This window comes from Cryobacterium sp. N19 (assembly GCF_002929595.1).
Classification (GTDB): Bacteria; Actinomycetota; Actinomycetes; order Actinomycetales; family Microbacteriaceae; genus Cryobacterium; species Cryobacterium flavum.
Genome location: NZ_PJJR01000052.1, coordinates 1 through 17,574 on the forward strand (window position 1 = coordinate 1; position 17,574 = coordinate 17,574).

The 17,574-nt window shown below is 64.7% G+C and carries 19 protein-coding genes and 2 tRNA genes; 6 read left to right on the forward strand and 15 right to left on the reverse strand.

Translation table 11 applies throughout. The annotated features are described in order from the left end of the window. Positions 1-387 precede the first annotated feature (387 nt). The 4 genes from CXY78_RS13615 to CXY78_RS13630 form a co-directional block, all read right to left on the reverse strand. The gene (locus CXY78_RS13615; RefSeq protein ID WP_104089825.1) at positions 388-771 is read right to left on the reverse strand and encodes a hypothetical protein; all 384 of its coding nucleotides are present in this window, start codon (positions 769-771) and stop codon (positions 388-390) included. Positions 772-831: 60 nt separating this feature from the next. Then, the gene (locus tag CXY78_RS13620) at positions 832-1,194 is read right to left on the reverse strand and encodes a single-stranded DNA-binding protein (RefSeq protein ID WP_104089827.1); all 363 of its coding nucleotides are present in this window, start codon (positions 1,192-1,194) and stop codon (positions 832-834) included. 437 nt (positions 1,195-1,631) lie between these two features. After that, entirely contained in the window at positions 1,632-2,060 is a 429-nt protein-coding gene (locus CXY78_RS13625) for a hypothetical protein (protein ID WP_104089828.1), read from the reverse strand. 163 nt (positions 2,061-2,223) lie between these two features. After that, the gene (locus tag CXY78_RS13630; protein ID WP_233200524.1) at positions 2,224-2,433 is read right to left on the reverse strand and encodes an AlpA family transcriptional regulator; all 210 of its coding nucleotides are present in this window, start codon (positions 2,431-2,433) and stop codon (positions 2,224-2,226) included. A 104-nt stretch (positions 2,434-2,537) separates the two neighbouring features. On the opposite strand from CXY78_RS13630, the gene CXY78_RS13635 reads away from it, so the two are divergent. From CXY78_RS13635 to CXY78_RS13645, 3 genes are all read left to right on the forward strand, one after another. Beyond that, on the forward strand, positions 2,538-3,137 hold the full coding sequence (locus CXY78_RS13635) for a helix-turn-helix domain-containing protein (protein WP_104089831.1): 600 nt from the start codon (positions 2,538-2,540) through the stop codon (positions 3,135-3,137). A gap of 78 nt (positions 3,138-3,215) precedes the next feature. Then, positions 3,216-3,653 (forward strand): helix-turn-helix transcriptional regulator, encoded by a 438-nt coding sequence (locus tag CXY78_RS13640; protein ID WP_140425715.1) that lies wholly within the window; start codon positions 3,216-3,218, stop codon positions 3,651-3,653. A 233-nt stretch (positions 3,654-3,886) separates the two neighbouring features. Beyond that, complete coding sequence (locus CXY78_RS13645) at positions 3,887-5,017, forward strand: site-specific integrase (protein ID WP_104089834.1); 1,131 nt, start codon at positions 3,887-3,889, stop codon at positions 5,015-5,017. A gap of 40 nt (positions 5,018-5,057) precedes the next feature. On the opposite strand, the gene CXY78_RS13650 is transcribed toward CXY78_RS13645, so the two are convergent. The 5 genes from CXY78_RS13650 to serS all read right to left on the reverse strand — a co-directional run bounded on the left by CXY78_RS13650 (position 5,058) and on the right by serS (position 8,914). Beyond that, a tRNA-Ser gene (locus CXY78_RS13650) sits at positions 5,058-5,148 on the reverse strand. Positions 5,149-5,250: 102 nt separating this feature from the next. Continuing rightward, a complete protein-coding gene (locus tag CXY78_RS13655) occupies positions 5,251-6,534 on the reverse strand; it encodes an LCP family protein (protein WP_104089836.1) in 1,284 nt (427 codons plus the stop codon). Positions 6,535-6,617: 83 nt separating this feature from the next. Then, positions 6,618-6,702, reverse strand: a tRNA-Ser gene (locus tag CXY78_RS13660). Positions 6,703-6,821: 119 nt separating this feature from the next. Further along, on the reverse strand, positions 6,822-7,637 hold the full coding sequence (locus CXY78_RS13665; protein ID WP_255409982.1) for an HAD family hydrolase: 816 nt from the start codon (positions 7,635-7,637) through the stop codon (positions 6,822-6,824). Then, positions 7,634-8,914 carry a serine--tRNA ligase gene (gene serS, locus CXY78_RS13670; RefSeq protein WP_104089837.1) on the reverse strand — a complete coding sequence of 427 codons (1,281 nt, stop codon included), beginning with the start codon at positions 8,912-8,914 and terminating at the stop codon, positions 7,634-7,636. Before serS ends, CXY78_RS13665 begins: the two co-directional genes overlap by 4 nt. Positions 8,915-8,976: 62 nt before the next feature. On the opposite strand from serS, the gene CXY78_RS13675 reads away from it, so the two are divergent. After that, the gene (locus tag CXY78_RS13675) at positions 8,977-9,972 is read left to right on the forward strand and encodes a diacylglycerol kinase family protein (protein WP_092338684.1); all 996 of its coding nucleotides are present in this window, start codon (positions 8,977-8,979) and stop codon (positions 9,970-9,972) included. Here the strand turns inward: CXY78_RS13675 and CXY78_RS13680 are convergent. Both CXY78_RS13680 and pheA read right to left on the reverse strand, forming a co-directional pair. Further along, the gene (locus CXY78_RS13680; RefSeq protein WP_104089839.1) at positions 9,961-10,422 is read right to left on the reverse strand and encodes a hypothetical protein; all 462 of its coding nucleotides are present in this window, start codon (positions 10,420-10,422) and stop codon (positions 9,961-9,963) included. The genes CXY78_RS13675 and CXY78_RS13680 overlap by 12 nt on opposite strands. Positions 10,423-10,446: 24 nt before the next feature. After that, positions 10,447-11,403 (reverse strand): prephenate dehydratase, encoded by a 957-nt coding sequence (pheA, locus tag CXY78_RS13685; RefSeq protein WP_092338680.1) that lies wholly within the window; start codon positions 11,401-11,403, stop codon positions 10,447-10,449. Positions 11,404-11,438: 35 nt separating this feature from the next. On the opposite strand from pheA, the gene pgm reads away from it, so the two are divergent. Beyond that, positions 11,439-13,055, forward strand: a complete 1,617-nt coding sequence (pgm, locus tag CXY78_RS13690; protein ID WP_104089840.1) for a phosphoglucomutase (alpha-D-glucose-1,6-bisphosphate-dependent) — start codon at positions 11,439-11,441, stop codon at positions 13,053-13,055. Here the strand turns inward: pgm and CXY78_RS13695 are convergent. After that, complete coding sequence (locus tag CXY78_RS13695; protein WP_158252783.1) at positions 13,052-13,759, reverse strand: amidase domain-containing protein; 708 nt, start codon at positions 13,757-13,759, stop codon at positions 13,052-13,054. The genes pgm and CXY78_RS13695 overlap by 4 nt on opposite strands. Positions 13,760-13,786: 27 nt before the next feature. Beyond that, positions 13,787-13,924 (reverse strand): hypothetical protein, encoded by a 138-nt coding sequence (locus CXY78_RS21075; protein ID WP_158252782.1) that lies wholly within the window; start codon positions 13,922-13,924, stop codon positions 13,787-13,789. 172 nt (positions 13,925-14,096) lie between these two features. Here CXY78_RS21075 and CXY78_RS13700 point away from each other — a divergent pair, with 172 nt between their 5' ends. After that, a complete protein-coding gene (locus tag CXY78_RS13700) occupies positions 14,097-15,512 on the forward strand; it encodes a GH1 family beta-glucosidase (RefSeq protein WP_092338676.1) in 1,416 nt (471 codons plus the stop codon). Between the two features lie 122 nt (positions 15,513-15,634). Here CXY78_RS13700 and CXY78_RS13705 read toward each other — a convergent pair whose 3' ends face one another. Continuing rightward, positions 15,635-16,558 carry an LLM class F420-dependent oxidoreductase gene (locus CXY78_RS13705; protein WP_092338674.1) on the reverse strand — a complete coding sequence of 308 codons (924 nt, stop codon included), beginning with the start codon at positions 16,556-16,558 and terminating at the stop codon, positions 15,635-15,637. Between the two features lie 118 nt (positions 16,559-16,676). Beyond that, positions 16,677-17,564, reverse strand: a complete 888-nt coding sequence (locus tag CXY78_RS13710; RefSeq protein WP_092338672.1) for a site-specific DNA-methyltransferase — start codon at positions 17,562-17,564, stop codon at positions 16,677-16,679. Positions 17,565-17,574: the final 10 nt, after the last annotated feature.

Consider the following 17,574-nt stretch of genomic DNA (forward strand, 5'->3'; position numbering starts at 1 on the left):
AAGCGAGCGCAGCGAGGGGGCGGCGGTGGGACAGGGAAAGAGACCCCTTACCTATTCGTTTACCTATTCGCTGCCGGTGAACAGGTAAACGAATACCCGCGCAGGCTTGTGGCGCTCTCCGTGCGTTCAAATTCGTGACGGACGACGTGGTGCCTGCGATCGATCTTTGGCCCCTCTGCTGCTCATCTAGCAGTCGCCCGCACTGGACCTGCTCCGCCGGGCGAAGCCGAAATGGGGGCCCGGATATCGATGGCATCCCGTGACGCTGCACCCGCGGAAGCGTCGACGCGAGCGGCCAAATCTTGTCGGCTCTATGTCGTTTCAGCCGTCGAGACGTAGGTAACTCGATGTGCGATCACGGGCCGTTCCGTCGCCGGAATCAGCTCGTTACGACAAGCGCGGGAATCGTTCCACGCTGTCGAACCAGCGAACGACGCTGTTGGCGTTGTGGGCTTGCATGAGGGCATCCTCGACGATGCCGGCGAATTGGGCGGCATCGCGAAGGCCGAGTTCAGCCCGAGCGACTCCGGGCGCGCAGCCGGCGCCGCAGCCGTCTTCGCCGTTGTACTCGACGCCGTCGACGACGATGCTGTGCCAGTTGGCGAGCTGGTCGTACACCTGGCCGAGGGAGCGCTGGGTGGCGGTCAGACATCCGAGCAGCAGGTACGAGTCGTAGGGCCGTTCAATCGCCCGAGCCGCGTGCGCCAGGCTGCGTGCGATGTCGGCCAGCTCGTTCGCCCGGCTGATCAATTCGCTGTCGTGGTCGTTCATGGTGGTGCTCCTTTCATGAGGTATTCAGGGTGGGCCGCGCGTGCGGCCCACCCGGGATAGCTATTCGGTGTCAGGCTTGGAGTTGCGGCGAACGGTGGCGACGGCGCGGTTGAGGTCGGGTCCGACGTTGTCGGCGTCGATGACGCAGCCGTATTGGCGTGTCTGTTCGTCGCCCCAGCTGTCAGTGTGTTCGCGGCCGACGACGATAACGGGGTCGCCCTTATGCAAGGTGGCGGCGACGTTTTGGCCGAGCTCGAACTTAGCTTCCACGAAATGCGTGGTTGCGGCGTCGTGGGCGAGCCATTTGCCGCCGCGGTACTCGCCGGTGTTCTCGATGACGCGCAGCTTGGTGATCTGAATGCTGCCGGCTGTGACGACTTCGGGGTCCAGAGCCAGGTTGCCGATGATGGTGCGTGTGGACATGAGTGCTTCTCCTTCGAGGGGTGGTGTGTTGAATTGCGGTGGGGAGTCGTTGGCTTTGGGTTCTTCGACCAACTGTTTTTTGTGCCGTCCGGCGAGAAGAATCGATAGCGAGCGGGAGCGCCGGGAGTGCCCCGAATTTCAGGCGAGATAAGGGAGCCAGCGACCGCGTCTGAGAATCTGGGAACGGGAGGCGCGTAGCGAGCTACTGTGATCGGCCGGACAGGTCACAAATTGTGTTTCACGCGGTGGGGATGCGCGCCGATTGCGGCCGCGATCAAGGGGCCTTTGCCCGACGTTGCTGGCAAGTTATCCACAGGTGTTTTTCGCGCGCGCGTACTGTTAATGTTTTGTTTGTCCTGTTAGTACTGTTAGGGGGGCCGATCAGCGGCCCCCTATAGGGCCAGATCTGGCCCCCTATTGGTACGCTAAACGGCCCCCTACGGAGGCCGCTCACCGGCCCCCAAACCTCCGCGTCGAAGCATCGGAATGACGTTGGTCTCGTACCGTCGGTGACCGCCCGGTCTCGTGCTGTCGACGAGCAGATTGAACTCGGCATTGTGGCCACGGTGGCCAGCACTGACTCGCTCGATAGCGCCGCTGGCGACGAGTTCCGCGATCGCCCGCTTGACCGAGTGATTCGCCGACTCTGATCCGTTGTCCGGAGCCAGATAGCCCAGGGCGATCGCGGAGGATTCTCGGGATGCGAAGTACCGTCGCGGCGGTTGATTACCGGGGTTGTCGGTGTCGTCCCAGGTTTCCAAGGCCATGTGCACGAGCAGCCGGGTTGCCGCGTGCCCCAGGCCCAGGCGTGCAGCTGCAAGAACCGCGCCCTTAGCCGCATAGAGGCCCACAGTGCTCTCACCCACCGGATCGGGTGCGAGGCGTTGCGAGATGGCAGAATTTCAGTATTCTGAACATAGATCAGATCCTTTGCGGGTGTTCGATCCTTGCCCCGGGGTGCAACCCGGGGCTTTATCTTTGGCCTGCCGCGAGCCGACGACTTGGTCGCCTGCAACAGGAGGCGCGGCCTCACCGCGTCACGAGGGCGCGTTTGCCCGTCTGCGTCTGTGCGCTCGCCTCGACCCAGGCGATCACTTCGGCCCGCTTGTACAGGACTTTCTTCGGCGTCGGCTTGTAGAAGCGCGGTCCCCGACCCAAGTAGCGCAGATGGGCCAGCCCGCCGACGGTCAGTCCGGTGAGTTCGGCGACGACGACGGGGAGGATGAATTCTTCGGTCATGATTACGTCCCTTCGGTGACACGAGACACTCATTGCTTCGTGTTGCGATCACAATAAAACGCTTTTCGCTGTTTGACAAGGACCAATAGCTGTACGGTGTCGGCATGACAGGTTTTGTGAGGCAGTCCGGAATTGGCGAGCGGATTCAAGCCATCCGGAAACGGCACGGCATCCGCTCCGCCAAGGACCTCGCCGACCTCATGCCCGGCGGCAATGTCACCGAGGCGATCCTGCAAAACCTTGAAGCCGGCCGCAAACAGGACCTCTCGGTCAGCCAACTCCTGAACATCTCCCACGCGCTGCGCGTTCCACCGGTTTTTCTCCTTGCACCAATCGGGCGCCCGCATGACGCGCTCGACCTGGTCAACCTCAGCAATACCTTCGAGGGAATGACCGTCGCTGAATTCGATGCCTGGATCTCCGGGGAAACGAATGGCACCTATCGGTGGCGTGACCTCACCGAGCGCACGGAACGCTCGCAGCTCGAGGCCACGCGCCAGCTCATTGCCAGCCTGCGCGAGCGCCGCCGCCTCACCACCAACTTGGCCATCGAAGCGGAACTCACGCCGCCGGGTGAGGTCAGCACGGACCCCGCGATCTGGGATACCACGCAGGAACGACTTGCCGAGGCAAACCGGCGCATCGAACAACTCAGCAGCTATCTCACCGACGCGGGCTGGGACCTCGAAGGATGGGTCAAGTAGACCGCTGAGCCCGGGCCGAATAACTGTCGTACGCGTGTGAGCCGTCGAGGTGTCGCCCTTGAGTTGCACTCTGTGCGCGTGATGAATTTTCTGGCGCCGGCTGAGATCGGCGACCGCATTCAAGCGATTCGCAAGCAGCACGCCATCCGTTCGGCTATAGCCCTCGCCGATCTCATCCCAGGCGACAATGTCACCGAATCGATCGTGCAGACTATCGAGGCTGGCGGCAAAGACGACCTTCTCGTCAGCCAACTGCTCAACATCGCCAAGGCCCTACACGTCTCGCCAATCTTCCTCCTCGCCCCCATCGCCACACCCTGGGCCTGGCTCGACATCGCCAACCTCAGCTCGAGCTTCGATGACATGACCGTGGTCCAGTTCGATGCCTGGATCTTGAGCGAGCTCGACGGCGCTTACCACTGGGCCACCAACGACGAACACTCCGAACGCGCCCAGCGCTTGGCGACGCCGGAGCTCCACACGCAGCTCCGCGAGCGAAGTCGTTTGGCTGTATAAGTCGAGGGCGAGCGATTCGTAGAGTCCGCTGACAAATCGCTGCAACTACTGCATTCGACACCACCGAAGTGCGCCTCCCTAAAGTCAGCCGGCGTATCAAACAACTGACTAGTTATCTAGCCGCGGCTGGCTGAGAAACAGAGGGCTGGTCTTACTGACTTCGCCCAGCCCAATGTCGGTGGGCGAGAGGAGAGTAGATCCAGCACAATCACTGACGATCCCGAGGTGAGGTCATGGGCAGCATCTACTCGTATCTGACGAAGGCCGGTAAGCGCTACCGAGTCGTCTATCGCAAGCCGGACCACGATCAAGCACAGAAACGCGGCTTTACGACGAAACGGGATGCCGCGCTCTTTCTCTCAACGGTCGAAGTCACCAAGGCGAACGGCGATTTCATCGAGGCCTCGGCTGGTCGATTGACCATTGCGACATTGGGTGCTCAATGGCTCCACCACCAGTCACATCTCAAGCCCTCCAGCCTCCGCCCGGTTGAAATCGCGTGGCGCCTCTACGTGAAGCCAGCTTGGGGCACCCGAACTGTGGGCGAAATTCGTCACAGTGACGTTCAGTCGTGGGTGACTGAACTTACCGCCGTAAAGGGCGCGACGACTGTCCTCCGCGCCTACGGCGTCCTCGCTTCCACCCTCGACGTTGCCGTCAAGGACAAGCGAATCACCTTAAATCCGGCGCGCGGCGTGAACCTGCCTCGCAAGATTGCCAAGGAGCACACCTACCTGTCACACAGACAGGTCGCAGCGCTGGCGACCGCCTCCGGCGACCGTGCAACTCTCGTTCTCATAATGGCGTATTGCGGCCTCCGCTGGGGCGAAGCCATCGGGCTTCAGGTCAAGGACATCGACTTTCTCAAGCGCAGAATCAACGTCAATCGCAACGCTGTTGAGGTCGGTTCGCAGATAGAGGTCGGAACTCCGAAGTCCTACAAAGTACGCTCGGTGCCCTTCCCCGCGTTCCTACTCCCCGGACTGAGTGACGAATGTCGAGACAAGCCGGCAACGGCACTCGTCTTCGCCGATCGATTCGGAAACCACCTCAAACGCACCCGGGTAAGCCTGGGCACGCGGAGCTGGTTTTTGACGGCACTTACGACGGCAGGCCTACCACGGATGACAATTCACGACCTCCGCCACACGGCCGCAAGTCTCGCTGTGAGCGTCGGCGCAAACGTCAAAGCGGTGCAACGGATGCTCGGTCATGCCTCCGCAGCGATGACCCTCGACACCTACGCGGACCTCTTCGATGACGACCTGGACGCCGTTGCAGACCGTTTGAATCAGGCCGCTATTTTTTCAAATGTTGCCAAAATGTTGCCAAAACAGAATTTTGGGGCAAAAGAAAACCCCTGACTCCCAGTGTTTATATGGGATTCAGGGGTTCAAATGGCTGCGGAGACGGTGGGATTTGAACCCACGGTACCCCGTAAAGGGTACTCCACCTTAGCAGGGTGGTGCACTAAGCCGAACTATGCGACGTCTCCTTGGCATCTGCTTGCGCAAACACACTCGTCCATCTTAGCCGCAGGCGGGCATCCGCTCTGACCATGCAAACCCGGGCAGGCAAAACAGATGCCCGCGCCCGGTTATTGGTTCTCGAGCGTGCGCCCTCTGGTGCAGGTATAGTCGCCGGCCGTTTGGCCCGTCACCGACTCCGACAGGACGACTCCCGGGGCTTCCGTGGCCACGGGGGCCTCAGATGCCGCCGGATCGGCCGCGGCCGAGGGGTCGGTGGTTGCGACGGGAACCGGCGCTGCCTCGACGGGAGCGTTCGGGTCAGCCTCGGTACCGCGGCCGGTCGTTCCGCTGAGGGTCAGCGGCTGATCGGCCGCAACCGCCTCGAACAGGTTGTCAAAGGCCGGTTGAACGGCCTTGACCCCGCCGGTCGTGCTGCCGGTGGGCACCTGGGCGAAGACGACCTGATTGAGGTCGATGTCTTTGAGAGCGATGGCGATGGACGCGAGCGTCGTGACGCTGTTGAGGCTGTCCGAGAGGCGCATATTCGCTGTCACTGCCTTGGCCAGAGCGTAGACCTTGGTCGGATCGGAGAGGGTGTCAGCGCTCTTGATCGTGCGCACGAGCGAGGACATGAACAGCTGCTGGTTGTTGATGCGGGTCAGGTCGCCACCATCGCCGAGGCCGTGGCGGGTGCGCAGAAACTGTAGCGCGTCATAGCCCTCGAGCACGTGCTCACCCGGGTCGAGAAAGGTACCGGTGTACTCATCTTCGATGCGGCTGGCTACGCAGACCGGAACGCCGCCAACAGCGCTGGACATGGCCATGACGCCGCTAAACTGCACCTCGGCCGCGAACGGGATTGAGAGGCCGGTGAGCTCCTCCACGGTCAGCACGGTGCAGGCCAGGCCACCGTAGGTGAGCGTGGTGTTGATTTTCTGGCTGCTCATCGCACGAAACGAGCCACCCGTGGGGTCGGGGCACGAGGGGATCGCCACGAACATGTCGCGCGGAAAGCTGATGACCGAGGCGTTGCTGTGGTCTTCCGAGATGTGCAGCAGCATCGTGACGTCGTTGAGGTCGCCGGTGGAGTCTTCCGGGCCGAAGGCCGCGTCCTGGCCGACGCGGCTGTCGCTGCCGACGATGAGCATGTTCACGCCGCCGTCGATGGCACCGATCGAGGGAACCGGGCCGTTGGTCTCATTGGTGAGGTGAACGCTGGGCTGCACGCTCGTGGCGACGTCGTAAGTGGCAATCGCGCCGACCGAGAATCCGCTGACCAAAACGACGGCCAGGCTGCCCGCGATGAACTTGGCCACGGTGACGGCGGCGTTCGACTTCTTCAGGCGGCCGTGACGGGCAACGGTTTTGAGGTTCTTGGAACCGTTCGAGCGGGGGCGAAGTTGGTCGCTCACTCATGTCCTCTCATCGGGTTGTTGGCTGGTCAGCCTGAGGCGACAATCGTTGTGCGCCGGCGATTTGCATTGTGCTGGTACTGCGGAGGGCGTGGGATTCGAACCCACGAGACATTTCTGCCCACCAGTTTTCAAGACTGGCTCCATCGGCCGCTCGGACAGCCCTCCCGGTTGCCCATTCCCCGCGCGAATTGCAGCGCGGAAAGAATTGGGCGAACTGGCCCGATTCTAGCCGATGGCAGACTATACAGGCTGACAGAGGGGCCTGATAAACGGCTGGATGCGAGTCAGAGTGTGCGCAACACCATGGCGAGGCCGTCAATCTCCACATTGCCGGTGATCTCGGACCCGGCGGCGAGAACGTCGTCGGGCGACTCGCCCATGGCCACGCCGCGACCGAATTCGGCGGCCCACGCCAGCATGTCAATATCGTTGCGCCCGTCGCCGACGGCCATCACCCGCTCGCGGGGAACCCCGACCGCCACACGTACTCGCTCCATCGCGGTCGACTTGTTGACGCCGTCCGGCGCGATGTCGAGCCAGGCGGTCCACCCGATCGCATAGCTCACCCGATTCAACCCCATGCGCTCGACCACTTGGAGAAAATCCTCCATGTCGTGGTCGGGCGAGATAACGACCACGCGGGTCGCCTTGTGCTTCAACAGCTCGTCGAAGTCGACCCGTTCGCTGTCCATGCCGATTGTGGCATCGGGAATCGGTTCGGTGTACCGGTAGAAACCGTGCTCGTCTTCGACCGCGAACCGGGCCGAGCCGAGGTGCGCCCGAATCGAGGTGAGCACGTCGCTCGGGTCGAAGGTCTCGACCCATTCGCGTCGGTAGCCCAGGGGCGCTGAGGCATCGCGGTGCATGGTGATGGCCCCATTGGAGCAGACCACGTAGCGCGGAGAAATGCCGAGGCGGTCTAGCACCGGCAGGGCTGCAGCTGCGGACCGGCCGGTGGCGAGCATGACCTCGTGCCCGGCCTCGGCGAGCCGCACAACCTCATCGATCACGGCCTGGCTGATCGAGCCGTCTTCGTGCATGGTAGTGCCGTCGATGTCGAGGGCGACGAGCCACGGCTCGGTCGTGACCTGTGACGTCACTTCGCTCCCTTCACCGGGAGCGGCGTCAAAACCTCGAGGCCGCCGAGGTAGGGCCGCAGCGCCTCGGGGACGCGCACCGAGCCATCCGCTTGCTGGTGCGTTTCGAGCATGGCGACGAGCCAGCGGGTGGTCGCGAGCGTGCCGTTGAGAGTGGCGACCGGCGCGGTCTTGCCCGTGTCGGTGCGGTAACGGATGTCCAACCGTCGCGCCTGGTAGGTGGTGCAGTTGCTCGTGCTGGTGAGCTCGCGGAAGGCGTTCTGGGTGGGCACCCAGGCCTCGATATCGAACTTGCGGGCCGCGCTTCCGCCGAGGTCACCGGCTGCGACGTCGATCACGCGGTAGCTGAGGCCGAGGGACTGCAGCATGCCCTCCTGGAGGGCGACGAGGCGGTCGTGCTCGGCCTCGGCGTTCTCGGGCAGCACGTAGGTGAACATTTCGAGCTTGTTGAACTGGTGCACGCGAATGATGCCGCGGGTGTCTTTTCCGCCCGAGCCGGCCTCGCGGCGGTAGCAGGTGCTCCAGCCGGCGTAACGCAGGGGTTCCTCGGACAGGTCGAGGATCTCGTCTTTGTGGTACCCGGCGAGCGCGACCTCGCTCGTGCCGGTGAGGTAGAGGTCGTCAGTGGGAAGGTAGTAGACCTCATCGTTGTGCTCACCGAGAAAGCCGGTGCCGTCCATGATTTCGGGGCGTACGAGCGTGGGGGTGATGAGCGGCACGAAGCCGGCCGCAAGCGCCCGGTCGAGCGCCATGTTCATGAGCGCAATCTCGAGGCGGGCGCCGATTCCCTTCAGGAAGTAGAAACGGGTGCCGGAGACCTTGGCGCCGCGGGCCATATCGATGGCGCCGAGCAGTTCGCCGAGCTCGAGGTGGTCGCGCGGCTCGAAGTCGAACACCGGGGCATCGCCGTGGGTGCGCAGGGTCTTGAAGTTGGCCTCATCGCCGGCCGGAACTCCGTCGATGATCGGGTTCGCGATGGTCTTGACGATCGCGGTGAAGCGAGCGTCGGCCTCGCCCGCGATGACTCCTGCGGCTTTCACCTCAGCGGCGAGGCTTTGCGCCTCGGCAACGAGCGCCTTCTTCTCGGCCCTGGGCGCTGCGGCGACGCGCTTGCCGAACAGGTTTTGCGCGGCGCGCAGGTCTTCGAACGCGGTGATCGTCGAACGCCGTTCGGCGTCGGCGGCGAGCGCGGCATCCACCGCTCCAACGGAGTCGCCACGAGCCTCCTGCGAACGCTTGAAGAGGTCAGGGTTTTCGCGTAACAGCACCGGATCAATCACCCGGCCAGTCTACAAGCGCTAGTTGGCGGGCAAACGCGGGGCGACCCAGTAGCCTAGGCCTCGTGAGCGCCTCCGAAAACTTCGACCAGCACGCCGCCGTTGTCTACAACCCGGTGAAGGTCGACCTCGCCAGGTTGCGCACGAGCGTGGCCGCCGCCGAGCAATCCGCCGGCTGGGGCGAGACGCACTGGTTTGAAACCAGCGTCGACGATGTCGGCCAGGCAGCCACGAAACGAGCACTTGACGCTCACGCCTCGATGGTGATCTCGGCCGGCGGCGACGGCACCGTGCGGGCCGTCGCCGAGGCGCTTCGTGAGTCCGGGGTGCGCATGGCCATCGTGCCGTCGGGAACCGGCAACCTGCTCGCTCGCAACCTGCTGTTGCCGCTCGGTAGTATCGATGCCGCCACCGAGATCGCGTTCAGTGGTGTCGACCGGCCGATCGATCTCGGCGTCGCCACCCTGACGACCGATACCGGCGAAGTGCAGGAACACGTCTTCCTGGTTATGGCCGGCCTCGGCCTCGATGCTCAGATGATCGCGCACACCCGCGACGATCTCAAGAAACAGGTGGGCTGGCTCGCCTACGTCGACGGGGTGGCGCGGGCGCTGCCGAAAGCGCGGCCATTTCGCATCCGCTACAGCGTTGCTGGGCGGGTTGACCGGCCGGCACAGGTGAGCGCGATTCTTGTCGCCAATTGCGGGCTGCTGCCGGGCAACCTGCAGTTTCTGCCCGACGCGCGCCTCGACGACGGCATTCTGGACATCGCGGTGCTGCAGCCTAAGGGCGTGCTCGGCTGGCTGACCATCTGGCGCCGGGTGACCTGGGAAAACGGGGTGCTGCGGCGTTCGGCGGTGGGCCGACGCATGATTCAGGCCACCGAATCGTCGAATGAGCGGGTGATGACGACCCTGCGCGGGCCGGATATTCGCATCGTGCTCGAACACGCGCAGGATTTCGAGCTCGACGGCGATGAGTTCGGCCTCGTGCGCAAGGTGCGGCTGAACGCCGATGCCGGCGCGCTCATCGTGCGCGTGCCCGCTGAATCAGGTGTCTGAACGGCGTGACGGCCGGGACCGCCAGCGCAGTGCATGGTAAAAGAGCAGACCGACGACAGTGGCCAGGCCGGTTGAGGTCATTGCCGGTCCGAGCGACCAGGAGATCTGCTGCAACAACATATCGAACGGCACCTCGCCGTCGGGAGAGTTAATGTAGCTTGAGCCACCCATCGAATCAAGAAATGTTCGCACCTGCACGCTCAGTCCGCCGATGGTGAGGGCTGGACCAACAACCCACAGGGCAACGACGAACGGATTGCGCGGCTCGAACTGGTCGAGCAGCGCGGCGGCTTCCGGCGCCGGCACCGATGCGGTTTCGGTCGGGGCAGCGGATGCCGCGGGCCCGCCGTTCGAGGTGGGCGCGAGACGGTCCGACGCGGCGGCAGCCGCGTGGGTGGCGGGCTCGTAGCCACGCTGGTAGCGGGCATCATTGTTCGGGTCGGCGGTCATTTGGTGGGCTCCCCCGCGATGTGCCTATTCAACGGGTTCCCCCGCAATTAAACCGCGCAACCAGTCGCGGGCTTCGATGAAAATGCCGTCGTCGTAGCGCGAGGTGAACTCGATCGGGCGTTTGTCGGCCCGCGGATAGGATCCGAGAAAGATCACCTTGGGGCTGAACCGTCGAAGGCCCAACAACGCATCGGCGACGCGCTCGTCGAGAATATGCCCCTCGGCGTCGACGACGAAACGGTAGCGGCCGAGGGAATCACCGATCGGCCGGGACTGAATCAGACTGAGGTTCACGCCGCGCGTGGCGAACTGCTCGAGCATCTCCAGCAGGGCACCGGAACGGTCACTCGGCAGCTCGATGATCAGGCTGGTCTTGTCGGCGCCCGTCGGCGCGGTGAGCTCGTTGCCGCGGCCGACCAGCACGAAGCGGGTGACCGCGTTCGGGTTGTCACCGATATTCGAAGCGAGAACGACGAGGTCGTGATGTTTATCGATGCCGGGTGGCGCGATCGCGGCATCCGCTTGCATGGTGTCGAGCAGGGAAGACGCGGCGGCGACGTTGCTCGAGGCGGGGATGTGGCCGTGACTCGGCAGGGTGCGTTCGAGCCAGTTGCGGCACTGGCCGTAGGCGACCGGATGCGCGTTGACGACGCGCACGTCGGCCAGCGTCGTGCCGGGGCGGGCCACCAGCACGAAATTCACCGGCACCAGGTATTCGCCGATGATGCGCAGGTTCGGCACGCTGGCCAGGGCATCCTGGGTGGCCGTGACACCGCCGTCGACCGAGTTCTCGATGGCGATCATGGCCGCGAGGCTGCGGCCGCTCCCGACGTCAGCGAAGGCCTCGCCCACATTGTTGACCGGGCGCCAGATCTGGCCCCGCGCTTCGGGTACCTGGGCCAGCGCCGCTTCGGTGAAGGTGCCGGCCGGGCCGAGATAGCTGTAGGTGCGGGCTTTGGGCGGATTCGGCGCGTCGGGCATGGCTGACAGCCTACCGGGGGTGCCAGACTGTGCTCATGAGCGAACGCGCGGGCACCCGAGCCCTGGAATCTGACCTGATCGACGTTGATGGGCTGGTCAAGGCCTATTACGATTTGAAACCGGATGCCCGGGTGCCAGCCCAGCGGGTCGTCTTCGGCACCTCAGGGCATCGCGGGAGTTCCCTGAACACCGCGTTCAACGAGGACCACATCAGTGCCACAACGCAGGCGATCGTGGAATACCGCGCGGGCCAGGGCATCACCGGCCCCCTCTTCATCGGCACCGACCCGCACGCCCTGAGCGGTCCGGCCTACACGACCGCCCTCGAGGTTCTCGTCGCCAACGGCGTTCGTGTACTCGTGGACGAGTTCGACGATTACGTGCCCACCCCCTCCCTGTCGCACGCGATTTTGGCCTACAACCGCGCCGAGCACGGCGACCTGGCCGACGGCATCGTCGTCACCCCGAGCCACAACCCGCCGATGGACGGCGGCTTCAAGTACAACCCGCCGCACGGCGGACCGGCCGACAGCGATGCGACCTCGTGGATCGCGAACCGGGCGAACGAGCTCATCGCCAATGGCCTCGACGGCGTGCTGATGAGCGAGCCGAGCGCAGTGGAGACCTACGACTTTCGTGGCAACTACGTGAACGACCTCGAGAACATCATCGACATGCAGGCCATCCGCACCAGCGGAATCCGCATCGGGGCCGACCCGCTCGGCGGCGCGAGTGTCGGCTACTGGGGCGCCATCCGTGACCGTTACGAGATCGACCTGGTCGTGGTCAACCCCACGGTCGACCCGACCTGGCGATTCATGACCCTGGACTGGGACGAGAAGATCCGGATGGATCCGTCGAGTGCGTCGGTGATGGCATCCGTTGTCGCCCACAAGGACGAGTACGACATTCTCACGGGTAATGACGCCGACGCCGACCGGCACGGCATCGTCACGCCAGACGGCGGCCTGATGAACCCGAACCACTTTCTCGCCGTGGCCATCGACTACCTGTACAGCCACCGTGAAGGCTGGAAGCCCGACGCCGCGGTCGGCAAGACCCTCGTCTCGTCAACCATGATCGACCGCGTCACCGGTTTTCTCGGCCGCGACCTGTGGGAGGTGCCAGTGGGCTTCAAATGGTTCGTGCCCGGGCTCATCGACGGCTCGGTGGCTTTCGGCGGCGAGGAGAGCGCCGGCGCGAGCTTCGTGCGCTTCGACGGCACGGTCTGGACCACCGACAAGGACGGCATTCTGCTAGCCCTGCTCGCCTCCGAGATTCTCGCCGTCACCGGCAAGACTCCTTCGCAGCGCTACGCCGAGCTGGCCGAACACTTCGGCGCTCCCTCCTATGCGCGAGTGGATGCTGCGGCCACGCCCGCGCAGAAGGCCGCACTGGCCAAGCTCGACGGCTCGATGATCACGGCCACCGAACTGGCCGGTGAGAAGATCACCGGCGCCTTCAGCGTGGCCCCCGGAAACGGAGCGGCCATCGGCGGAGTGAAGGTCACGACCGAGAACGCCTGGTTCGCGGCCCGGCCGAGCGGCACCGAAGACGTCTACAAGATCTACGCCGAGTCGTTCCTCGGCGACGAACACCTTGCCCAGGTTCAGCTGGAGGCCAAGGCGATCGTCGACGCCGCGATCGCCTAGGGAACACTCCAGTAGTAGGCCGTTCCGCCCGGGTGATCCACGGTGATTGCCGTGTCGACCGAGCGGTAGTCGGAATCGAGGGTGTGCCCGGCGAACGAGATGGCAACAGTGTCGCCGACCTTCTCGACCCTGGTGACAATGCCGGTGTGGTCGCGATCGCCGGTGTTGTCCCAGTCGAACTGCACGATGTCGCCGACCTTGACCTGGTCGCGCTGCTGATCGGTCAGGGCGGTGGCCTTGCCGGCCTGCGCGATGTAGTTCATGAACGCGGTGGAACTGCGCCAGGCGGCCGACGCATCGTAGGCGTTGCCGTTTTTCGGGCTCGACCAGACTCCGTCCATGGTCCAGCCGCGGGCGATCATGGCCTGGCTGGCGAAGTTGACACAGTCGTTCTCTCCGAGCACGCCCCACTCGACGGAGTTGTAGGTTTCGAGCTTCCAGTGCGCGAGGAGGTAGTCGATCTGCGCGGCGACGGGGGCGCTGAGGGCGGGCTCCGCTTCGACCGGGGCCGCAGCGGGTGTGTCGGTGGGGGTGGCGCGAGCCGGTTCCTCCGTCGCAGCTGAGGCGTCGGCATCCGTCGTCTGCGCCGTTTTGGTGGGGGTGGCGGGACTATCATCAAGCGCCTGCACAACGAGCGCGGTTGCACCGACCGCGAGAACGGCACCGATGGCCGTCGTCAGGCCAAGTCGCTGCCACCTAGTCAACTGCACTGTGTACTCATTTCTGATTGATTAAACGCTGAGCGCGGCGCTCAGATAGAGGCCAATCGCCGCGAGAGCGACGACCACTCCAACGATGAGGACCCCGATCAGAAACCGGCGCCGGGTGCGCCGCTGGTCGGCCTCGCTGGGTTCGTTGTTCTGCAGCATGATTCGAGCTTAGCCGCGACGAATCTGAGAGCTCCGAATGCCGCGTGCATAACTGCGGAGATCTCCGACACGATGGCCGGTACGCAGCCGATTGCGGGGACGGTTCGACCGGATGTCCGCGGTTACGCCCTCGTCACTGGTCGAATTCCTCGCCGCAGGGTAGCGTGACGTCATGTCGCAGACCCTGCCCACACCGTTCACCTGGCCGCGCGGATTTCTCTGGGGGTCGGCCACCGCCGCCGCGCAGATCGAGGGGGCCGGCCACGCTGGCGGCAAGGAGGACTCGATCTGGGATGCGTTCGCGCGGGTTCCAGGCGCCATTGCGGGCGGCGACGACCTGGAAACGGCGGTCGATCACTACCACCGGATGCCCGCCGACGTGCGTCTGATGGCTTCGCTCGGCCTCGACGCCTACCGGTTCTCGACCAGCTGGGCACGCGTGCGCCCGAATGATCGGGCCGTCAACCCCGAGGGGCTCGACTTCTACTCGCGGCTGGTTGATGAACTGCTCGGCGCCGGCATTTTGCCCTGGCTCACCCTGTATCACTGGGATCTGCCGCAGGCCCTCGAAGAGAAGGGCGGCTGGGCCAACCGCGACACCGCGTACCGGTTCGTCGACTACGCGAGCGATGTCTACTCCGCGCTGGGCGATCGGGTCACCCACTGGACCACCTTCAACGAACCCTTTTGCTCCTCCCTGCTCGGCTACGGATCGGGTGCACACGCGCCGGGCCGGCAGGATGGCCCGGCGGCGGTCGCCGCGGTGCATCACCAGCACCTCGCGCACGGCCTTGTGGTGAACGCGCTGCGCTCTGCGGGTGCTCAGAACCTCGGCATCACCCTTAATCTCACCAACGCCGTGCCGCGCGACGCCGCCGACCCGGTCGACCTCGAGGCTGCCCGGCGGCTCGATTCGCTCGCTAACCGCGTCTTTCTGGACCCGCTGCTGCGTGGTTCCTACCCGGAGGACACCCTGCACGACCTCGAGCCGTGTGGACTCGCCGAGGTCATCCACGCCGACGATCTTGAGATGATCGCGGCCCCACTCGATTTTCTCGGGGTCAACCATTACCACGACGACCTCGTGAGCGGCCATGCGGATGCCTCGGCAAGCGATGGTCACGCCGGTGGCGCCGACCGGCCCGTCGGTTCGCCGTGGGTCGGATCGGAGTACATCACCTTCCCCAGTCGCGGACTGCCGCGCACCGCGATGGACTGGGAGGTCAACCCCGACGGCCTGCGCCTGCTGTTGGTGCGCCTCGGCGAGGAGTACGACCGCCTGCCGCCGCTTTACGTGACCGAGAACGGTGCCGCCTACGACGACACCGTGAGCGCCGACGGCGCCGTGCACGATGCGGACCGCGCCGAGTACATCGTGACGCACATCAACAAGGTGGGTGAGGCGATCGCGGCCGGCGCCGACGTGCGCGGGTACTTCGTCTGGTCGCTGCTCGACAACTTCGAGTGGTCGTACGGCTATGAGAAACGGTTCGGCATCGTGCGGGTCGACTACAAGACCCTCGAACGCACGGTGAAGGACAGCGGACGCATGTACGCGGCGCACCTGCGGGCGGCGCACGCGGGCTGACCGCCCGGCTGTCCCGCGGCACGTGTTTGAGAGGTTGGCACTGGTTTGAACACGTGCGTGCTTCCCCAACGCGTGCCACGAGCGGATGCGCGACCAGCGGCATCCGCTTCGCTGGCGGCGGGCTAGCGCAGCTGGGGAACGACCTCGGCGGCCAGAAACTCCAGGTGGTCGAGGTCGGACAGGTCCATGATCTGCAGGTAGACGCACTCGACGCCGGAGTCGGCGAGGGTGCCCAGCCGGTCGACGATCTCGGAGGCCGTGCCGGCCAGGCCGTGCTCGCGCAGCTCGGCCGCCTCGCGACCGACCGCGGCAGCCCGACGGGCGAATTCGGCCTCGTCTCGGCCACCGACGGCGATCAGCGCGGCCGAATAGGTGAGCTCGGCCGGGTCGCGGTCGATGGCCTCACAGGCAGCCCGCACACCGTCGAACTTGCCCGCGATGTCTGCGAAGTCAGGAAACGGCAGGTTGAACTCGGTCGCGAAACGAGCAGCGAGTTTCGGGGTGCGCTTGGCGCCGCCACCTCCCACGATCACCGGCACTCGCACCTGTGTCGGCTTCGGCAGTGCCGGTGAATCGACGAGGGTGTAGTGCTCCCCGGCGAAGTTATACCGGTCCCCGACCGGGGTGTTCCACAGCCCGGTGATCACTTCGAGCTGTTCCTCGAGCATGCCGAATCGCTTGGCCGGAAACGGGATACCGTAGGCGAGGTGCTCCTGCTCGAACCAGCCGGTACCGAGTCCGAGCTCGACGCGGCCGCCCGACATCTGGTCGACCTGCGCCACCTGGATCGCCAGAATGCCCGGAGGCCGGTAGGTCACAGAGGAGACGAGAGTACCCAGACGGATGCGTTTCGTCTCGCGCGCCAACCCGGCCAGGGTGGTCCAGGCATCCGTCGGGCCGGGCAGGCCGTCACCGTCGCCCATGACCTGGTAGTGGTCACTGCGGAAGAAGGCGTCGAAGCCGAGCCGCTCGGTGGCCTGCGCGACGGCGAGGACGTCGTCATAGGTGGCACCTTGCTGGGGTTCGGTGAAAATGCGAAATCTCATGGGTTCTCCTCGGATCAAGCGGATGCGGGCGGGTCGTGGCACGTGTTTAGGAAGTTGGCACTGGTTTGAACCCGTGCCAGCTTCTCAAACGAGTGCCACGAGGTGGATTGAGTCAGCGTCAAGCGTCAGGGGCGAGAAATTCGACGTCGGGCACCGGCTCGAAGCGGGCGCGCATCACGGCCAGGGCCTCGGGGTTCTGGTCGATCAGCACGAAGCGGCGGCCGAGCGCGGCCGCGACCGCGCCGGTGGTGCCGCTGCCCGCGAAAAAGTCGAGCACCCAGTCGCCCTCACGGCTCGACGCCTGAATGATGCGGCGCAGGATTCCGATCGGTTTCTGGGTGGGGTAGCCGGTTTTCTCCTTGCCGGTGGGCGAGACGATGGTGTGCCACCAGACATCCGTCGGCAGTTTGCCCTTGGCGACCTTTTCGGGCGTGACCAGGCCGGGAGCCATATATGGCTCGCGATCGACGGTGGTCGAGTCGAAGTAGTACCGGGCCGGGTTCTTCACATAGACCAGAATCGTGTCGTGTTTGGTGGGCCACTTGTTCTTGGACTTCGCGCCGTAGTCGTAGGCCCAGATGAGTTCGTTGAGAAAGCATTCCCGGCCGAACAGGGCGTCGAGCAGCACCTTGGCGTAGTGCGCCTCGCGGTAGTCGAGGTGCAGGTAGAGCGTGCCGTCGTCAGCGAGCAGCCGCCAGGCCTCGATCAGGCGCGGCTCGAGAAAGGCCCAGTAGTCTTCGAACTGGTCGTCATAGCCGAGCAGATCACCCTTGATGCGTTCGTAACGTTGCCCCTTGAATCCGGTGATCGTTCCGGCCGCGTGTGAGCCGTCCACGGCGACCGACCGCACCGAGGTGGTGCTCTGCCGCTTCTGCGAACGACCAGTGTTGAATGGCGGGTCGAGGTAGATCAGGGTGAAGGCACCATCGGGTAGGCCGGGCAGCACCTCGAGGTTGTTGGCGTGGATGACACGGCTCGGGCTGGTCGGGGTCCACGCAGAAGGCATTTGTCCATTC